Source organism: Bacillus sp. NTK034, assembly GCF_017303275.1.
GTDB lineage: Bacteria > Bacillota > Bacilli > Bacillales > Cytobacillaceae > Cytobacillus.
In genome coordinates this window covers 433,750-452,259 of the sequence record NZ_JAFKOJ010000002.1, presented here as the reverse complement: position 1 = coordinate 452,259, position 18,510 = coordinate 433,750, and the positions used below count along the sequence as shown (strand labels likewise).

Below are 18,510 nucleotides of genomic sequence, written 5' to 3'. Positions count from 1 at the left end.
TGAGACTTTTTTAAAGGAAGTGTGCGTAATTTTGAATAGGAAGAAAAAGAAGAAGACCCATGTTCCTTTCCGCCTGAATATGCTCTTCTTTGCTGTGTTTTTATTGTTCTCCATGCTGATACTAAGGCTTGGGATGGTTCAGATTGTTTACGGTGACGATTATAAGCGGGAGATTGAAAGAACGGAAGATGTTACAGTCAACAGCCCGGTACCGAGAGGAAAGATGTTTGACAGAAATGGCCAGGTGATTGTCGATAATACACCGCAAAATGCCATCACATTTACTAATAATGGATACAAGCAGGACGAAATGCTTGAGGTGGCAGAAAGGCTGGCCAAGCTCATACACAAAGATACCGAAAAAGTTCAGGAACGAGATAAGAAAGATTACTGGATTATGAAAAATCCTGAAGAGGCTGAAAAAAAGATCTCTAAAAGAGACAAAGAAGAGCTTGAAAAGAAGTACGAAGGCGATCAGAAAGAATTGGACAAGGCCATGTATCAGCTCACATTGGATCGAATTACAGAAGATGAATTAAACGAATTGTCAAAAGATGATCTTGAAGTACTTGCCATCTACAGAGAGTTTACAAGCGGATATGCATTAACACCGCAAATTGTCAAAAATAAAGAAGTCACTCCTGAGGAATTCGCGGTTGTCAGCGAAAATCTTCAAATTCTTCAGGGTGTTGATACAACAACCGACTGGGAAAGGTATTATGCCTTCGGAGATACTTTGAAATCTGTGCTGGGTAATGTGACAAGCTCTGACGAAGGGCTGCCGGCCGAACAGCTTGAATACTATATGGCCCGTGATTACAGCCGTAATGACCGTGTAGGAAAAAGTTATATTGAGATGCAATACGAAGAAGTGCTACACGGCCAAAAGGCAAAAGTGAAAAATATTACAGATAAAGCCGGTAATGTCCTTGAAACTGTACCCATCACTGATGGACAAAGAGGAAAGGATCTTGTTCTGAGTATTGATATGGATCTTCAGAAGGAAGTAGAGAAAATCATTGAAGAGGAATTGCGTGAAGCAAAAGCATCTGCAGGTACTGCACTACTGGACAGAGCATATGTAGTGCTGATGGATCCTCATACCGGAGAGGTTCTTTCAATGGCCGGCAAAAAGATTGTAAAGGATAAAGAGACAGGCCAATCAGTCATGCAGGACGATGCATTAGGCAATATCACTACTACTTATAATGTCGGTTCTGCTGTGAAGGGTGCTACAATTCTTACCGGATATAAAACAGGTGCTATTACTCCGGGGACCGTTTTTTATGACCGGCCTCTAAAAATTAAAGGAACACCTGTAAAAAAATCCTGGAGAAATTTTGGCCCTTTAAATGATATCAATGCGCTTAAATTCTCTTCGAATGTTTATATGTTTGAAACTGTTATCGATATCGGCGGCGGAAAATATGAGTATGAAAAGCCATTGTGGATAGATGAGCAAGCCTTTAGTACTGTAAGGGATTCCTTCGCTCAATTTGGGCTTGGAGTACGGACAGGAATTGATTTGCCAAATGAGCAAACAGGCTTTAAGGGAATGAGCAACCTTCCTGGTTTTATGCTTGACCTTTCGATTGGCCAGTACGATACCTATTCCAATATGCAGCTTGCCCAATATGTTTCGGTCATAGCCAATGGCGGAAACAGAATGGAGCCCCATATAGTAAAGGAAATCCGTGAGCCATTGATGGAAAATAATGAACTTGGACCTATTGTGCAGGAAATGGAGCCGAAAGTCCTTAATCGGGTAGAGCTTGAAGATGGCTGGATGGACCGGGTCCAGGAAGGCTTCCGCAGAGTCATGCAGGAAAAAGGCGGAACAGCATACGGTTTGTTTGGCAGTAAGGAATATAAGCCGGCGGGGAAAACTGGAACTGCCGAGGCATTTTACGATGGACCAGAGCGCAGCAAGTTTGGCAAAGAGCCGCCTGAGGTCATGAACCTAAGTCTTGTAAGCTATGCTCCGTCTGAAAATCCTGAGGTAGCCATGGCGGTATTAGTTCCATGGGCTTACCAGGGAAGCGTGGATCACGGAGCCAATAAAGAAATTGGCGAACGCGTTTTGGATGCTTATTTTGATCTTAAAAAGGAACGCCAAAAAAAGGGCAATGATAGTGAAGAATCTGTTCAAAAAGTGGAAAATATAGATGAAGTACTTGAAGGACAGGAAGATGCCCGCAAGGAAGAGGATGAATAAGTGTTGCTAAACTGTCTCCCATTTAGGGAGGCAGTTTTTTTATTTCACCTCATTATATGAATTGCAAACCGGCTATGATGGAAAGATAAATTCATGTTATACCTCTTATTCGACATAATTACACAAGAATCGTCCACATTTACAAAAGCTTTACAAACAGTTAAAACGGCGTTAACAGTCAACCCTTATTCTAATACTCGTAGGACAAAACAACCAATTTTCTTAGGGGGAATTCAGGAATGAAACGTCTTAAAAAAATGAGCCTTTTACTAATGCTGGCGGCTGTAATGGCATTCACTGCAGCTTGCGGAGGCGGAGATACAAATGAAGGTACAAGCGGAAATGGCGAAACTGGTGAAGAGCTGGAAGGCAGTGTAGTGATAGATGGTTCTGGAACTGTTTATCCATTTATGGCACGCATGGCTGAAAACTACATGGGAGAACAGGAAAATGTCTCTGTAGAAGTTAGCCGCTCCGGAACTTCAGCAGGCTTCAAGAAATTTCTTGCGGAAGACGGAACTGACTTTAATGATGCTTCCCGCTCAATTAAAGATGAAGAAAAAGCACAAGCAGAAGATCTTGGAATTGATGTCCAGGAAATGAAGGTTGCTTTAGATGGTATAACAATTGTAATTAATAAAGAAAATGACTGGGCTGCTGAGCTTACACAGCAAGAAGTTGTCGATATCTTCCTTGCCAGTGCAGGAAAGAAAAAATGGTCAGATGTTCGCCCTGACTTCCCGGATGAAGAAATTCAAACTTATGGCCCAAATGAAAACCATGGCACTTACGAATTTATGTTTGAAAATATTCTTGAAGAACAGGACCTTCCTGAAAATATCAACTTACAGCAGGACTACTCAACTTTAGTGGATCTTGTATCTAAAGATAAAAACGCTATCGGATTCTTTGGCTATGGATACTATGACAGCAACAAAGATAAATTGTCGGCAGTAAAAGTAGACTTTGGCAATGGACCAGTTGAACCATCATTAGATACAATCAAAGAAGACGGAGACTATGCTCCATTTACTCGCCCTGTATTCACATACCTGAATACAAATATGGCTAAAGAAAAGCCGCAAGTGCTTGATTATGCTATCTATACTATGGAAAATGCACAGGATGTTGCAGCAGAAACTGGATTTGCTCCATTATCTGATGAAGATATCCAGGCTTCTCTAGATGCTTTGAACGGATTGAAGTAAGTTTCAAGAAGTGTTGAAAACGGGAAGATGAGAGGGTAGACTTCTCATCTTCTTGCAGTGTTAAAAGTTTTTATGCGGGTATTATAAGCTAAATAGTTCTTCTATGGATGAGAGGGATGAAAGGGGTTTTACACTTGGCAAAAAGCGCTGTTCACGATAACGACAAAAAGTTGAATATACGTGAAATCATACAACAAAAGAAAAAATCTCGAAGTGTTAATAATTATACTGAAAAGTTAATTCCAAAAATTTTATTTGGTATCGCAGCAATCTCTGTTTTGACTACTATTGGAATTGTACTTACTTTAATTACGGAAACAATCGCCTTTTTCAAAGACGTTCCTTTTATAGATTTTTTTACAGGCACTGAATTAAAGCCATTAGGTGCCAATGCTGTTTTTGGAGTTCTTCCTTTACTGACCGGAACAATCATTTCCACTTTAATAGCCATGCTTGTTGCCATTCCGGTGGGACTGATGACAGCGATATTTTTAAGTGAATACGCTTCAGAAAAAACAAGAAAAACCTTAAAGCCGCTTCTTGAAATTCTGGCTGGTATTCCTACTATTGTTTATGGGTTTTTTGCTTTTACATTTGTAACACCTTTACTAAGATCTTTTATTCCCGGCCTTGAACCAACGAATATTTTAAGCCCGGGGATTGTAATGGGAATTATGATCATCCCAATGGTAGCGTCCCTTTCTGAAGATGCAATGAGTTCTGTGCCAAATGCTATGAGGGAAGGTGCCCTTGCATTGGGGGCAACAAAGCTTGAGGTAACCTGGAAAGTGGTTATACCAGCAGCTATTTCAGGTATCATTGCTTCGTTTGTGTTAGGAATTTCTAGAGCAATCGGGGAAACGATGATCGTAACCATTGCGAGCGGAAGTTCGAAAAACTTTACATTTGATGTTACCCAATCCATGCAGACAATGACTGCTTATATTGTGGAAGTAACAGGCGGGGAAGCAGCCGCAGGTACAACATTATATTACAGTCTTTATGCTGTTGCTATGACATTGTTTGTGTTTACGTTAATTATGAACCTTCTTGCTCAGTATATCTCTCGCAGGTTCAGGGAGGAATATTAATATGAAATATGTAGATTCAGAACAAGTGCATAAAAAAATGGGCAGCCGTCTCCTTGCCAATAATATGGCGAAAACGATTTTCTTTTTGGCAACCTTGTTTGGTCTTGTAGTATTGATCGTCTTGATATATCGAGTCCTTTCAGATGGATTAGGCTGGATAAACATAGATTTTCTAATGAATCGCTTATCGACAGATCCTGAAAGAGCCGGAATCTGGGGAGCAATAACAGGAACACTATGGCTGATGCTTGTTGTTGCTCCCGTTACGATGATTCTTGGGGTAGGTACGGCTATTTATCTTGAAGAATACGCAGCCAAGGGACGTATTTCTTCTTTTATTAAAACGAATATCTCCAACTTGGCAGGTGTTCCTTCAGTAGTTTTTGGTATACTAGGACTAACTGTTTTTGCAAGAGCTTTGGATTTGGGTTCTGTAGTCCTTGCTGGCGGTCTTACTATGGCATTGCTGGTTCTTCCAGTGGTTGTTGTTGCCAGCCAGGAAGCAATCCGTGCTGTTCCCCAATTTTTAAGAGAAGCCTCTTACGGTATGGGAGCGACAAAGTGGCAAACCATTAAAAATGTAGTTCTTCCTGCAGCATTACCTGGAATCCTTACGGGGGTTATTCTTGCACTATCGCGGGCTATAGGCGAAACAGCGCCATTGGTTGTTATCGGTATACCGGCTTTGTTAATTCCTGTTCCTGATGGAATCTTTGATAAATTTACGATTTTGCCGGTACAGATTTATTATTGGACAATCGACTCTGCTCTAGTAGCAGAATATGCAAACCTGGCAGCTGCGACAATCGTTATTTTATTAATTGTTTTATTCGCGATGAACTCAATAGCCATCTTAATTCGGAATAAATTCCAAAAAAGATATTAGCCTGGGAGGTTTTATAAAATGCCTGTAGTGACAGAGAAAACAAATCCAAATGTAAAAAAAGAAAACATAAACCCAAATTCAACAGAAAACAAAAAAGTTGTTTATAATACAAAAGATCTTAACCTTTGGTATGGTGAAGGGCATGCGTTAAAAAATATCAATTTAGCCATTAATGAAAATGAAGTAACGGCCATTATCGGACCATCAGGATGCGGTAAATCCACATATATTAAAACTCTAAACCGCATGGTTGAACTTGTGCCTTCAGTAAAAATTTCCGGCGAAATCTTATACCGGGAGCGTAATATTCTTGATAAATCATTTACAGTGGAGGATTTAAGAACGAATGTGGGAATGGTTTTTCAAAAGCCAAATCCATTTCCAAAGTCCATTTATGAAAATGTAGCATATGGCCCGAAAATTCACGGTATTCGCGATAAAAAGATCCTTGATGAGATTGTTGAGAAGAGTTTGAGGGGAGCGGCAATCTGGGATGAGGTTAAGGATCGCCTGAACCAGAATGCGTATGGCTTATCAGGCGGGCAGCAGCAGCGCCTTTGCATTGCACGCTGTCTAGCAATTGAACCAGATGTCATCTTAATGGATGAGCCGACATCTGCACTTGACCCTATCTCTACCTTAAAGGTAGAAGAGCTTGTGCAGGAGCTTAAGGAAGAATTCAGTATTATCATCGTTACTCATAATATGCAGCAGGCCGCCCGTATTTCTGATAAAACAGCTTTCTTCTTAAACGGTGAAGTAATCGAGTTTGCCGATACAGATAAGATATTCTCTACCCCTTCAGATAAGCGGACTGAAGATTATATCACTGGACGATTCGGCTAATCTATTTTACTGGTTTGTATCAACGATTTAATTATTACTTTTAGGATGAAGGGGGATTACATTGATGGTGGTACGTGAGAGATTTGAATATGATTTGCAGGAGCTTCAAAAGAAACTGATTGAAATTGGCAATTTTGCAGGAGAGGCCTTGCATAGATCGGTTGAGGCGCTTGAAACCCAAAATATAGAATTGGCACTTGAAATCATTGATGACGATAACCAGGCAGATCTTTTATATGAAGAAATAAATGATTTAGCCATTCTGTTAATTGCCAAACAGCAGCCTGTAGCAATTGACCTTCGCCGCATCATTGTGGCAATTAAAATCGCGACAGACATTGAACGGATAGCAGACTTTGGAGTAAATATTGCGAAGTCTACAATACGGATTGGGTCAGAACCACTTATTAAGCCGATTGAGCATATAAAAGAAATGTACGAAATTTCCACCGAAATGCTTCGCTTATCATTGGAAGCTTTCACAGAAGAAGATATTACAAAGGCAAAAAAAGTAGCTGATATGGATGATCAGGTAGACGACCTTTATGGTGAAACAATTAAAGAGCTGCTGCAAATCAACCTGCAGAAACCGGAATACCTTCCTCAGATCACTCAGCTGTCTTTTGTTTGCCGATATTTAGAAAGAGCAGCTGATCATGTCACCAATATCTCTGAACATATTTTTTACTTGGTAAAAGGGCGTCAGTATGATTTGAATAATTAATAAGAAAAACGGAAGCGTCATGCCTCGCTAGCGCAGAAGGAAAAAAGCTAAAAGGATTCAGCTCCTTTTAGCTTTTTGTTATGACTTTAGCGATTTCTTTATAGCTCATGTCAGGGGTCAGCTCAAATGTGCCCAGCTGTATTTTTTTGCTGTACCCGTATTCTTCAAGGTAATTGCCGAAGTCTGCTGCCTGATCGACTACATTTCCCTTTTCAAGCTGTGCTGCGATTTCCCCAGGTGTCATGCCGCTCTCAATTGTAAGCTGATAGGCAGCCTGTGAGCCTTCTTCCAACTCCGTATCTTCCTCAGAAGGTTCTTCTTTTTCTTCCGTATTTTCATTTGCTGGATCTTCGGATTTAGTCCGCTGCTGAAGTAGAGTATATTCTTTGTCTGTTAAAACAGTATAGCCGTTCGCCTGAAGAAATTCTTTCGCGCTGTCTTCATCTATTTTTCTATTTTCAGACTGATTCGGTTTAATGAAAAAATAGGCTATGCCGAAGGCTATGACAGCCATAAGGATGCCAAATGCAAATGCCCGGGTATTTCTTTTATTCATATCCATGACCTCTAAATTTCATTTCTGTTTGAATAGTCCTTACTTCATCAGGAGAGAGTGATGATTGTCTGGCAATCTGCTCAACTGACAATCCTTGCCTGGTAAGCAGCATCACCTGATTTTTTATAATTTCATGAACTTCCCTTTTCACTGAGGAATGAGCAGAAGACTCTGCAGGAACGTGCTGAATAAAGGGGTCGTCAGCCACCAGCAGTTCTTCTTCCAATACTTTTAATTTCTTTTTAATCTGATACATTTCCTGAATCTGCTGCATGGACATTTGGTCCATTTCTTCGCGCAGCTCTTTATAAGGATCTTTCAAGAACACTGAAAGAACAAATAGCCCTATAGATATGATCACTAATGCCAGCATGATTGATTCCAAAAAAGTCACCTCATATTCATTGAACAGAAATATTTTACCATCAAAATTGACAAATTTCGATATGTAATCCACAAGCAGGTGAAAATTATAGCTTTTTGTCGCTGAAGCTCTGTCGAAAAAGCATCCCGGCAAACTTTGAAAAATTTTTTCTTATTTATTATTCAAGCAGGCATGTGCATTCGCAAGAAGCGACAATTTCCGTTCATTGTAGCCTATCCATATCAGTGATAACATTGAGCTATATAAATAGTCATAAAATTTTGCTTTTTGTCATATATATACCTTTTTTAGTGGCTTATGAAAATAAATACAAGAGGTGCCGGGTATGATCGATGAAATTATTAAGCTTCGCCGCAGGGGGCTTTCATTTCGCAAAATTGCCATTGAGCTTGATACAACAGTAGGAAAAGTGCAATACCAATGGACCAAACTTATCCAAAATAAAGAAAAACGCAACAGCGTGGACTCTGCCGGGAATAAAATAACCGCTGAAGAAAATGCACTTCCTAAACAAATGAAAGATCAATTGATATTAACACGCTTAAGAGCTGATAAGGTAAAAGTAATATGGAAATTATCTAGTCATAAAGAGAAGATGGCTTCACTTTACTTGGACGAGCCTGTCTCTTCCATGAGAAAATCTTTAAGAATCTATGATGTTACGGGGATCATTTTTGATGGCGCAAATGCGGTCTCTGATCATGAAGTAATTCTGTCCCATCAATCAGAGTGGATCTTCAAAGGGCTCAAACCTAGTAAAGTGTATTGTGTGGAGCTTGGCATAAAATTGACAGAATCTCATTTCTTTCCTTTGCTGCGCTCAGAAGCAATTCATACTTCTGAGGAAATGATTTATCAATCATCCGGAAAAGGCGATGCTGAGAAGCAGCCTGCTGAATGGACAGTGAATGTGAGTACATACACTTATTATGAATCAATGAGTGAAGGAGAAGGTAAAGAATGATAGAAACGGTAACTGCTGAGCCAAATAAAAAAAGCTGCCATAAAGGCTTACCTAAGATTCTTCTTCTTACGTGGGAATATCCTCCCCATGTTGTCGGTGGCTTATCAAGACATGTCCATGGACTCGCCGGAGGATTGAAACATGATTATGAGGTCCATATTCTGACAGCTAATCCAGGAAATCTTTCCAGCAATGAACGTAAAGACGGTATCTATATACATCGAGTTAAGCCGCTTAATGAAAAAGATCCTAACTTTTTGCATTGGATTTTAGGATTGAATTTGGCGATGGAGCAAAAAGCCAATGAACTGTCATCCTTCCACCACTTTGAGCTCATCCACGCACATGACTGGCTTGTGGGTGCATGCGGCCTGTCATTAAAGGAGAGTTTACAGTGTCCTTTAATTACGACTATACATGCAACCGAATATGGAAGGAATAATGGGATTTACACAGAATTGCAGAAGTTTATCCATAGAAAAGAAGAGCAGCTGATACTCGGATCAGATCAGGTTATTGTCTGCAGTGAATATATGAAGGAAGAAGTACTCCAGCAATTTGCTATTGAAAACGAAAAAATGTCTGTTATTGCAAACGGAATCAGCAAGGAACCCCTTCTTGAAGACGTTGACTCTTTATTGGAGGGGCTGCAGGTAAAAAAAGGCGGCAGACTGATATTTTCTATTGGGCGGATGGTCAGGGAAAAAGGGTTTGATACCTTGATCGAAGCAGCGCCTATTATAAAAGAAAAGTACCCGGATACTTATTTCATTATAGCCGGCAAAGGGCCTATGCTTGAAGCACATAGAAAAAAAGCGAAAGAACTGAATGTTGACGATGTAATTCATTTTCCGGGTTTTATTAATGATATGCAAAGAGTAGCTCTCTTTCTGAAGTGTGAGTTCGCTGTTTTTCCAAGTTATTATGAGCCATTTGGCATTGTTGCACTCGAAGCAATGATTGCCGGGAAACCGGCGATAGTATCTAACACTGGCGGGTTAAAGGGGATAATAAAACATGGATATTCGGGACTGTTCATGACACCGGGAGAACCTGGCAGTTTCACAGAGCAGGCTACCGCTCTCCTTGAAGATCCAAAAGCAGCCCTTACAATTGGCAGACAAGGTCAAAAGGTCGCAGAAAGCCTATTCAGCTGGGGACGCATTGCGGAGGAAACCAAAAGAGTATTCCAAGAAACCCTAATCAGCCAAAAGCTAGAAGACTTTGTTTAAAAAAATTATAGAAAAAGGTGCATGAAGATGAATACATTAAATTGGATTCAATCTGATGTTTATGAAGAAATGGAGAAAGCGCCGATCGGGAAATTGAAAATGATTCCGGGTTTATGGATAGACGGGAAGACTTACTGGATGGAGAATGGCAGTAAAGAGATATTTCCTGATGAAAATATTTCTGTTCAAATTAAGACAGAAAAAATCCACTCCAAAATTTCATATTTTAAAAGCTATATCACAAACCATGTGGACGAGCCCAGAATGATTAAGCTCTTATTGCAGCACAGACATGATTATTCTTCCCGTGAACATCTCTCGTTCATTTCTCCCGCAGAAAATGTCATCTTTCATTTGGCTGATTCCAAGCTGTTTTTGGTTAATGGCCAGCTAAACGGCAAAAAAATGGAAGAGTGTACGATTCAGCCATACTGGAATGTATACAGTGACCAAATTTGGAACTGCAGAAAGAAAGGAACTTTAAAATATCATCCGATGGTCCAGGGGAATGCCATAAGCGTCTTCTCCCTTAAAGCAGCATTCAATGGCAGAGGGACAATAGAAGGAGAATCATGGATTATTAACGGAGACAGCAAATCAGAAATCCTTCAGTATAACAACCTGCTAATAGGCAGGGTTAAAGAGGGTACTTTTAAAAAAACGTACTAGCATTTCGAATTAAAAAGTGATATTATAGAAAAGTCGTATGAACGAACTAGTTTGAACATAGTTTGGAGGGAAATTACATGCGTGTAAACATTACGTTAGCTTGCACAGAATGTGGAGATCGTAACTATATTTCTAAAAAAAATAAACGAAATAATCCAGATCGTCTTGAGCTTAAAAAATATTGCCCAAGAGATAAGCGTTCGACTACACATCGTGAAACAAAATAAGCGGTAGGATCATTCCTACTGCTTTTTTTGTTGACTTTTTTTATGGGTATACTTCCCTTTTTTGGATAAATTATTGAGGGGATTTGCATATGTCATCTTCTGTTGGAGGGTATGATATGGAAATGGATAAAAAGGCGCTTAGAAAGCAAATGCTGAATAGAATGAAGGAATTGAGCAAGCCTGAGTTTGAACAGCTATCCTATGAAATTGCCCGCAGCCTTTATAGCAGTCCTTTATGGCTTCAAGCTAAAACGATAGGAATAACGGTTTCAAAGCCGCCTGAAGCGGATACGTGGCAGATTATCAGAAAAGCATGGGAAGATGGAAAAAGGGTTGCTGTCCCGAAATGCATTCCCCACACAAAGCAAATGGTGTTCCGTGAACTGAAAAGCTTCAGGGAATTGGAGTCTGTGTACTATGGATTATGGGAACCAAGTCCAGAAAAGACAGATGAAGTTCGCAGTGAGGAAATCGAAACCTTAATTGTTCCCGGGCTCGCATACATGAAAAACGGCTTTCGCCTGGGGTTTGGGGGAGGCTATTATGATCGTTTTCTCGAGCACTATAAAGGAAGAACCGTCTCACTGGCTTTTGAACTGCAGATTTTAAACGGCTTTCCAGTAGAAAACCATGACAAGCCGGTGGAAATGATTATTACCGATCAGCAGGTTTGGGCATCCGGCAATGCTTGAATCTATTGTAATTATTATTTTTATATTGATCACAGCTCTAGCTGGATATTATTTCCGATTACTGACCTTTTCAGGCAGTATAGCCGCATTCATTGTAGGTGCGGCAACAGGATGGGGATTTGGTTTTTACGGTCTCCTTGTACTGGGGTTCTTCTTTGCGAGCTCAAGCTTTTGGTCAAAATTTAAAAGCCATAGAAAAGAGACATTCGAAAATAAGCATGCAAAAGGGTCAAGGAGGGATTGGCAGCAGGTGGCAGCAAATGGAGGAATAGCAGCTATTTCCAGCATACTCTATCTCCTGAATCCATCACCGGTTTGGCTAATAGCATTTCTAATTGGCCTGGCTGCAGCGAATTCGGACACCTGGGCATCAGAAATTGGTTCATTAAGTCAAAAATCCCCCATTTCGTTGAGGACCTGGAAGCCAGTAGAGACGGGAACTTCAGGTGCTGTCAGCATTCTGGGCACAATTGCAGCTTTGTCAGGTTCTTTTGCTATTGCACTTCTTTCATTTATGCTGTTCAGCGTTTCACTTTATGAGGTTATGCTGATTGGGATCTTTGGATTTGCGGGAAATCTGATTGATTCCATATTGGGGGCTTTTTTTCAGGCTGAATACAAGTGCCTGGTGTGCAATGAAAATGTTGAAAAAACCGAACATTGCGGACAGCCGGCCTTATTGGTAAAAGGAAGGCGTTTTGCAGATAATGACTTTGTTAATTTTTGTTCGGGTTTAGCTTCAGCCTCGTTGGGATTGCTTCTATTTATTCTATTGATATAGACGGACTGAGCTGCTGCTGTTCCTTACCTTAAAGTGAAAAGGAGAGTTGTTATGAAAATTCGGGTGAACAGAGTCGTGCTGATTGGAACTGGCTTTGTAGGCTCAAGCTATGCCTTTGCACTATTAAATCAGGGTGTTACAGAGGAATTGGTTCTAACCGATTTAAATAAGGATAAATCTGAAGGAGATGCTATGGACTTAAATCATGGCATGCCATTTGCCCCTTCGCCAACATCGATCTGGTTTGGAGGTTATTCAGATTGCAAAGAGGCTGATTTGGTTGTCATAACTGCTGGAGCTAATCAAAAGCCTGGGGAGACACGTTTGGATCTTGTGGAAAAAAATGCGAAAATCTTTAAAGGCATTGTGAATCATGTCATGGACAGCGGTTTTGATGGCATTTTCCTGGTTGCGACAAATCCAGTAGATATTCTGACCTATGCAGTCTGGAAATTCTCCGGACTGCCAAAAGAAAGAGTAATTGGATCCGGAACGATACTGGATACGGCCAGATTCAGGTTTCTGCTCGGAGAGTATTTCAAAGTCGATACTCGTAATGTTCATGCATATATTATAGGTGAACACGGAGATACTAAATTGCCTGTATGGAGCCATGCTGATATTGCAGGGAAAAACATTGATGACTGGATAGGAAAAGAAGAGAATTTTAGGAAGGACGATCTTAAGTCGATATTCCTTAATGTCAGAGATGTGGCTTATCAGATTATTGAGCGAAAAGGGGCCACTTATTATGGAATAGCCATGGGTCTGGTCAGGCTGACGAAAGCAATCCTTCAGAACGAAAATTCGGTCCTTACGGTGTCAGCTTACTTAGATGGAGAGTATGGCCATGATGATGTTTACATTGGGGTACCTGCTATAGTCAATAGAAATGGCATTCGCGCCATTGTTGAACTTGACTTAAACAGCGAAGAAAAGGATCAGTTTACCCAATCAGTAAATGTTCTCAAGAAAACGCTGGAACCAATAAGGAAGGATTAGCCAGCTTGCATTGGGAGGCGAATTTTATTTTGTTATGAAGCATGGATAAAAATTATTTCCTCTTCTCACAATAAGGAAGAGGAGGGATTTTTAATGTCTCGATTACTATCCATATTTATGATAGGTCTTGGCACTTATTTTGCCTATCATAACCGTTATCGATTGATTAATGTTATTTTTGGGAATGTCTTTTTGCGGAAACTGCTAGTCACTTCAGTAATGAGTTTTCCGCTTGTCCGCGACAGGATGATGAGCTCTGTTTTCTCTTCTGGGCCCTCGGAAGGGCGGCAATAAAGAAGTAAAAAGACCGTAATGGTCTTTTTATTTTGGATAAATATTCAGGTGCTTTTTCTTTTACAAAAGGTTTCTTTTTTGCCTATAGTTAAATAAAGTATTGTAATCATTGAAACGTATAGAGAGTGGGGGAAGAATTGGCCGTTCAAGAGGATTATTTATTTTGGAAAATTGCGGATTATTTCATATCTGATCAGGGGTACAGAATGATTCAGCTATCTGGAGATCAGGATGAATTATGGCTAGAAAAGATGGAGCATAAAACGATAAAGGCAATCAGGCTCCTAAAATATAATCTTGACTGGAGCAATTGGATGCAGCGGGATATCGAAGTTACTTCCCAAAAAGCAGAATCTGTCAGGAAGCAGCTTGGTAAAAGGGAGCTGCCAGTATTAAATATCTATGTCACAAAGTACCTGCCTGTCGATGACTATGAATTCCGCATTACAGAACCCTTCATGCCTGAAAATGCGAAAGCCTCTGTCCAAACCCTAATCATTGAGTCCGGCAAACCGGATAGCCTAAGTGAGGTTGAGGCCATTTTCGAAAAGCCATTAACCCTACTGTCCGGAAATTATGCGGAAATGGATGTTGAAGCTCTGAAGCATGCTGCTCTTTCTAAAGCTGTGAAAACAGCAAAGAAAGAAAAGGAAATGTTTAATTTTGGGAAGCCATTTTTTACGTATATATTCATTTTTATTCAAGTTGCTGTTTTTTTAGTTTTGGAAGCAATGGGCGGGAGCACAGATACATCGACATTAATTAAGTATGGGGCTAAATTTAACCCATTAATTCTTGATGGGGAATGGTGGAGGTTTTTGACCCCGATTGTTCTTCATATCGGACTGCTCCATTTATTAATGAATACACTTGCCTTATTTTATCTTGGTTCGGCAGTGGAACGCGTGTATGGAAATCTAAGGTTCCTAGTTATTTATTTGGCTGCTGGTTTTGGCGGAACTTTAGCCAGTTTCATTTTTAGCCCTACCCTTTCAGCTGGAGCAAGCGGAGCTATTTTTGGCTGTTTCGGAGCACTTTTATATTTTGGGCTCATTTATCCTAGTCTTTTCTTCCGGACAATGGGATTTAATATACTTGTGGTATTGGGCATAAACCTTGCATTTGGATTTACCATTCCGGGGATTGATAACGCTGGCCATATCGGCGGGCTGATTGGCGGATTTCTTGCTACTGGAATTGTGCATTTTCCCAGGAAGAAGCGGCCATTGCTTCAGTTCCTGTTTTTAGCAGCATCACTCTGTCTGGCTGCTGGATTGTTGAAATATGGTTTCAATGAACCAGGAAGGCTTTTAAATGAACAGACTGCAATGGTGATGGCCCAGGAGCATATTAATGCTGAAGAGTTTGAAAAGGCTCGATCAATGCTTGCTGATTTTGTTAATGAAGGGAATGCCTCACCAGAGGCTTATTTCCTGTTATCATATGCGGAAATAAAGGTGGGACAACTGGAAGATGCGAAAGATCATCTTCTCCACGTAGTAAAGGAAGAAGCTGCTTTCCACGAAGCACATTACAATCTTGCACTGATCTATTTAGATGAAGAAGACCCGGAAAAAGCAAGATATCATGCTCAAAAAGCAGCTGGTCTTAAACCGGATCAGGAAGATTATCAAAAGCTTTTAAACCAAATAGAATAGAAAGACAGCTGGTATTATACTGAATTTTCAGCTTACTTCCTGGGAAATATAATCTTCATTTCCTGCGGATTTTCATTGAATCATGCCAATCATTGGTATGATTTTTTTTTTGCATGTCTATGATGTTGAATAGTATGCAAGGAAAAGAATGGAACAGAATGCTGAGGTGGGGATTTTGGAGAAAGTCAGAAAAGAGCCTGTAAAGGTTTCACTGAAAGAAAATATAGAATATCTTAAAGAAGCACTTGGAGTTGAAAAAAGCTTTGATGTGATTCAGCTGGATGTTGAATATGCAGAAAGGGAAATGGCTCTATATCTTGTAGATGGCTTTGTAAAAGACGATATTTTGCACTATCTGATGAAAATGCTTGCTGGATTGGATGCAGGCCAGCTGGAAGGGGATACACTTTCCCGGTTAATAAAAACGTATATACCCTACGTAGAGGTTGAAACCACTGATGATCTGGATAAAGTTGTGGATATGGTGCTGGCTGGTCCGACTGCTTTAGTTGTGGATGGTGTCGATGAAGTGATTCTCATTGATGCCCGTACATATCCGGTAAGAGGCCCGCAGGAGCCTGATATCGAACGTGTTGTCCGCGGTTCAAGGGATGGGTTTGTAGAAACACTTGTTTTTAATACTGCTTTAACGAGGAGAAGAATAAGAGACCGGACACTTCGCATGGAATATATGCAAGTGGGAAGACGGTCTAAAACAGATATTGTTGTCAGTTATATTGAAGACATTGCCGATCCTGAAATGGTTAAAAAAATAAAGGAATCAATTTCTAAGATTGACACTGATGGATTGCCAATGGCCGAAAAATCAATAGAGGAATTCATTTCCGGCCGGCATTGGAATCCCTACCCGATGGTAAGGTATACCGAAAGGCCTGATACAGCAGCAACCCATCTTTATGAAGGGCATGTATGCATTATCGTCGATGGTTCGCCCAGTGTGATCATAACACCGACAACCTTCTGGCATCACCTGCAGCATGCTGAGGAATACCGTAATAAGCCCCTTGTAGGTGCATATTTGCGATTTGTCCGATTTTTGGCTGTCTGGGCCTCCATTTTTCTTTTGCCTTTATGGTACTTATTTGCAATACAGCCACAGCTGCTGCCTGATGCATTATCATATATCGGGCCGAATGAAACAGGACAGCTGCCATTAGTCATTCAGTTCCTTATGATAGAGCTCGGTTTGGATATGCTGAGGATGGCCGCGATCCATACTCCATCCGCGCTGGCCACTGCACTCGGACTGGTAGCTGCACTGATGATTGGACAGGTAGCTGTTGAAGTTGGATTGTTCATTAATGAAGTAATTCTTTATTTAGCAATAGCAGCAATTGGAACATTTTCAACACCAAGCTATGAAATGAGCCTGGCCAACAGGCTGATAAGAATTGCCTTGCTGATTGCAACAAGTATTTTCCATACTTATGGATATGTAGCTGGCATCATGCTGCTGATAATCATGCTGGCAAGAATGAAGTCTTTTGGAGTGCCATACCTGTGGCCATTCATCCCTTTCAATTTGAGAGCATTCAGGGATGTATTGCTCAGATCGCCAATACCATTGAAGAACAGGCGGCCGCGTTTTCTGCATCCAAAAGATCCAGATCGCTAAATCTAAAAAATCCCTCACTGGCTGCTGTGCCGGGAAGGGGTTTTTTAGATTAGCCCAGGAATCTTATTTATTTGCGGGAGCTTGTCCATCTTGAGAAGGTTGGAAATTTAGATTATACTTTATTGAGGTATAAACTTATCGATAGGGCAGAGGTACAGAATGAAAACCATTTATGATATACAGCAATTTCTTAAGAAATATGGGACAATCATCTACATAGGGGATCGTGAAGCTGATTTGGAGCTTATGGCTGCAGAATTAAAAGAGCTATATGATTCTCAGCTTATTGATGTGAAAGATTACCAGAGCAGCATCTTGATTTTACGGACTGAAATTCAGAATCTTAAAGAGAAAAAATAGACAGAAAAGGTGATGGAGTTTGGCAGAAAAATGGCTGGTTGGGGTAGATTTAGGCGGAACAACTACAAAACTTGCTTTTATCAACTACTATGGGGAAATCATTCATAAATGGGAAATTCCCACTGACAATAGTGAAGAAGGAAAAAATATTACGATAAATATAGCTAAAGCCATCGATCTTAAATTGGAGGAACTGGATTTAAGCAAGGATAAAATCATCGCCATTGGCATGGGGGCTCCAGGTCCTGTAAATCTGGCAACAGGTGTTGTATATAACACTGTTAATTTAGGATGGAAAGATAATTACCCTCTGAAGGATTTGCTTGAAGTGGAAACATCCCTTCCAGTCATCATTGATAATGATGCTAACTGCGCGGCTCTGGGCGAAATGTGGAAGGGAGCCGGAAATGGCGCTAAAGATCTTGTATGTGTAACACTTGGCACAGGTGTCGGCGGCGGCGTAATAGCCAACGGAGATATTGTGCAGGGAGTCAGCGGAGCTGCAGGTGAAATTGGCCACATTACTTCCGTTCCTTTTGACGGAGCTCAATGCAATTGCGGAAAAACGGGCTGCCTTGAAACAATAGCATCAGCTACAGGCATTGTCCGGCAGGCTCTTGAAAACCTAAAATCGGGTGGAGAAGGGGTTCTTTCCAATTTGTATAAGGAAAATGGGTTAATCACCGCAAAAGATGTTTTTGATTCGGCAAGGAATGGGGATGAAGCATCTCTTCTGGTTGTCAATGAAACAGCTATGCACCTTGGATTGGCATTGGCAAATATTGCAAATACCTTAAATCCGGAAAAAATAGTATTAGGCGGAGGAGTATCTAAAGCAGGGGATGTCCTGCTGAAGCCTGTTATTGAAAACTTCGTTAAATTTGCGTTTCCAGGAGTGAGGGATTCTACAGTCATTGATATTGCGACTTTGGGCAATGATGCCGGCGTAATTGGAGCAGCCTGGCTTGCTAAAAATAAATAAATTGAGTAAAAGTACCTGATTGCTTGCAGGTGCTTTTTTCATTGCTCAAAACAGTGAGAGTCTTTAGACACTGCGGAATCCTTTTTCATATCTGCAATTCAA

20 protein-coding genes are annotated in these 18,510 nt (G+C 40.6%); 18 read left to right on the top strand and 2 right to left on the bottom strand.

Translation table 11 applies throughout. The features are described from left to right. The first annotated feature begins 31 nt into the window (after positions 1-31). The 6 genes from JI665_RS08580 to phoU all read left to right on the top strand — a co-directional run bounded on the left by JI665_RS08580 (position 32) and on the right by phoU (position 6,970). Complete coding sequence (locus JI665_RS08580; RefSeq protein WP_206838747.1) at positions 32-2,215, top strand: peptidoglycan D,D-transpeptidase FtsI family protein; 2,184 nt, start codon at positions 32-34, stop codon at positions 2,213-2,215. Between the two features lie 239 nt (positions 2,216-2,454). Then, on the top strand, positions 2,455-3,423 hold the full coding sequence (locus tag JI665_RS08575; RefSeq protein ID WP_206838745.1) for a PstS family phosphate ABC transporter substrate-binding protein: 969 nt from the start codon (positions 2,455-2,457) through the stop codon (positions 3,421-3,423). Positions 3,424-3,539: 116 nt separating this feature from the next. Continuing rightward, positions 3,540-4,514, top strand: coding sequence for a phosphate ABC transporter permease subunit PstC (gene pstC, locus JI665_RS08570; protein WP_206838743.1), 975 nt, complete (start codon positions 3,540-3,542; stop codon positions 4,512-4,514). Between the two features lies 1 nt (position 4,515). Further along, complete coding sequence (gene pstA, locus JI665_RS08565) at positions 4,516-5,400, top strand: phosphate ABC transporter permease PstA (protein WP_206838741.1); 885 nt, start codon at positions 4,516-4,518, stop codon at positions 5,398-5,400. A gap of 18 nt (positions 5,401-5,418) precedes the next feature. Then, a complete protein-coding gene (pstB, locus tag JI665_RS08560) occupies positions 5,419-6,246 on the top strand; it encodes a phosphate ABC transporter ATP-binding protein PstB (protein ID WP_206838739.1) in 828 nt (275 codons plus the stop codon). Positions 6,247-6,310: 64 nt separating this feature from the next. Continuing rightward, the gene (gene phoU / locus JI665_RS08555) at positions 6,311-6,970 is read left to right on the top strand and encodes a phosphate signaling complex protein PhoU (RefSeq protein ID WP_206839299.1); all 660 of its coding nucleotides are present in this window, start codon (positions 6,311-6,313) and stop codon (positions 6,968-6,970) included. A gap of 67 nt (positions 6,971-7,037) precedes the next feature. Here phoU and JI665_RS08550 read toward each other — a convergent pair whose 3' ends face one another. Both JI665_RS08550 and JI665_RS08545 read right to left on the bottom strand, forming a co-directional pair. After that, entirely contained in the window at positions 7,038-7,526 is a 489-nt protein-coding gene (locus tag JI665_RS08550) for an endolytic transglycosylase MltG (protein WP_206838737.1), read from the bottom strand. Then, entirely contained in the window at positions 7,519-7,920 is a 402-nt protein-coding gene (locus JI665_RS08545) for a hypothetical protein (RefSeq protein WP_414635266.1), read from the bottom strand. The genes JI665_RS08550 and JI665_RS08545 overlap by 8 nt, the downstream gene beginning before the upstream one ends. Before the next feature lie 316 nt (positions 7,921-8,236). On the opposite strand from JI665_RS08545, the gene JI665_RS08540 reads away from it, so the two are divergent. The 12 genes from JI665_RS08540 (at position 8,237) to JI665_RS08485 (ending at position 18,408) form a co-directional block, all read left to right on the top strand. Beyond that, the gene (locus JI665_RS08540; RefSeq protein ID WP_244671128.1) at positions 8,237-8,875 is read left to right on the top strand and encodes a DUF4912 domain-containing protein; all 639 of its coding nucleotides are present in this window, start codon (positions 8,237-8,239) and stop codon (positions 8,873-8,875) included. Continuing rightward, positions 8,872-10,107, top strand: a complete 1,236-nt coding sequence (locus JI665_RS08535; RefSeq protein WP_206838735.1) for a glycosyltransferase family 4 protein — start codon at positions 8,872-8,874, stop codon at positions 10,105-10,107. Before JI665_RS08540 ends, JI665_RS08535 begins: the two co-directional genes overlap by 4 nt. 27 nt (positions 10,108-10,134) lie before the next feature. Continuing rightward, positions 10,135-10,776, top strand: coding sequence for a hypothetical protein (locus tag JI665_RS08530; protein ID WP_206838733.1), 642 nt, complete (start codon positions 10,135-10,137; stop codon positions 10,774-10,776). Between the two features lie 77 nt (positions 10,777-10,853). Next, on the top strand, positions 10,854-11,003 hold the full coding sequence (gene rpmG, locus JI665_RS08525) for a 50S ribosomal protein L33 (protein WP_009332954.1): 150 nt from the start codon (positions 10,854-10,856) through the stop codon (positions 11,001-11,003). 116 nt (positions 11,004-11,119) lie between these two features. Then, positions 11,120-11,695 carry a 5-formyltetrahydrofolate cyclo-ligase gene (locus JI665_RS08520; protein WP_206839297.1) on the top strand — a complete coding sequence of 192 codons (576 nt, stop codon included), beginning with the start codon at positions 11,120-11,122 and terminating at the stop codon, positions 11,693-11,695. Next, positions 11,688-12,476 carry a DUF92 domain-containing protein gene (locus JI665_RS08515; RefSeq protein WP_206838731.1) on the top strand — a complete coding sequence of 263 codons (789 nt, stop codon included), beginning with the start codon at positions 11,688-11,690 and terminating at the stop codon, positions 12,474-12,476. Before JI665_RS08520 ends, JI665_RS08515 begins: the two co-directional genes overlap by 8 nt. Positions 12,477-12,527: 51 nt before the next feature. Continuing rightward, entirely contained in the window at positions 12,528-13,478 is a 951-nt protein-coding gene (locus JI665_RS08510; protein WP_206838729.1) for an L-lactate dehydrogenase, read from the top strand. Between the two features lie 93 nt (positions 13,479-13,571). Continuing rightward, positions 13,572-13,772, top strand: a complete 201-nt coding sequence (locus tag JI665_RS08505; protein ID WP_053434403.1) for a hypothetical protein — start codon at positions 13,572-13,574, stop codon at positions 13,770-13,772. Positions 13,773-13,909: 137 nt separating this feature from the next. After that, complete coding sequence (locus JI665_RS08500; protein WP_206838726.1) at positions 13,910-15,430, top strand: rhomboid family protein; 1,521 nt, start codon at positions 13,910-13,912, stop codon at positions 15,428-15,430. A gap of 148 nt (positions 15,431-15,578) precedes the next feature. Beyond that, positions 15,579-17,066 carry a spore germination protein gene (locus tag JI665_RS08495; protein WP_244671127.1) on the top strand — a complete coding sequence of 496 codons (1,488 nt, stop codon included), beginning with the start codon at positions 15,579-15,581 and terminating at the stop codon, positions 17,064-17,066. 159 nt (positions 17,067-17,225) lie between these two features. Next, entirely contained in the window at positions 17,226-17,426 is a 201-nt protein-coding gene (locus tag JI665_RS08490) for a YqgQ family protein (protein WP_206838724.1), read from the top strand. 19 nt (positions 17,427-17,445) lie between these two features. Further along, complete coding sequence (locus tag JI665_RS08485) at positions 17,446-18,408, top strand: ROK family glucokinase (protein ID WP_206838723.1); 963 nt, start codon at positions 17,446-17,448, stop codon at positions 18,406-18,408. Positions 18,409-18,510: the final 102 nt, after the last annotated feature.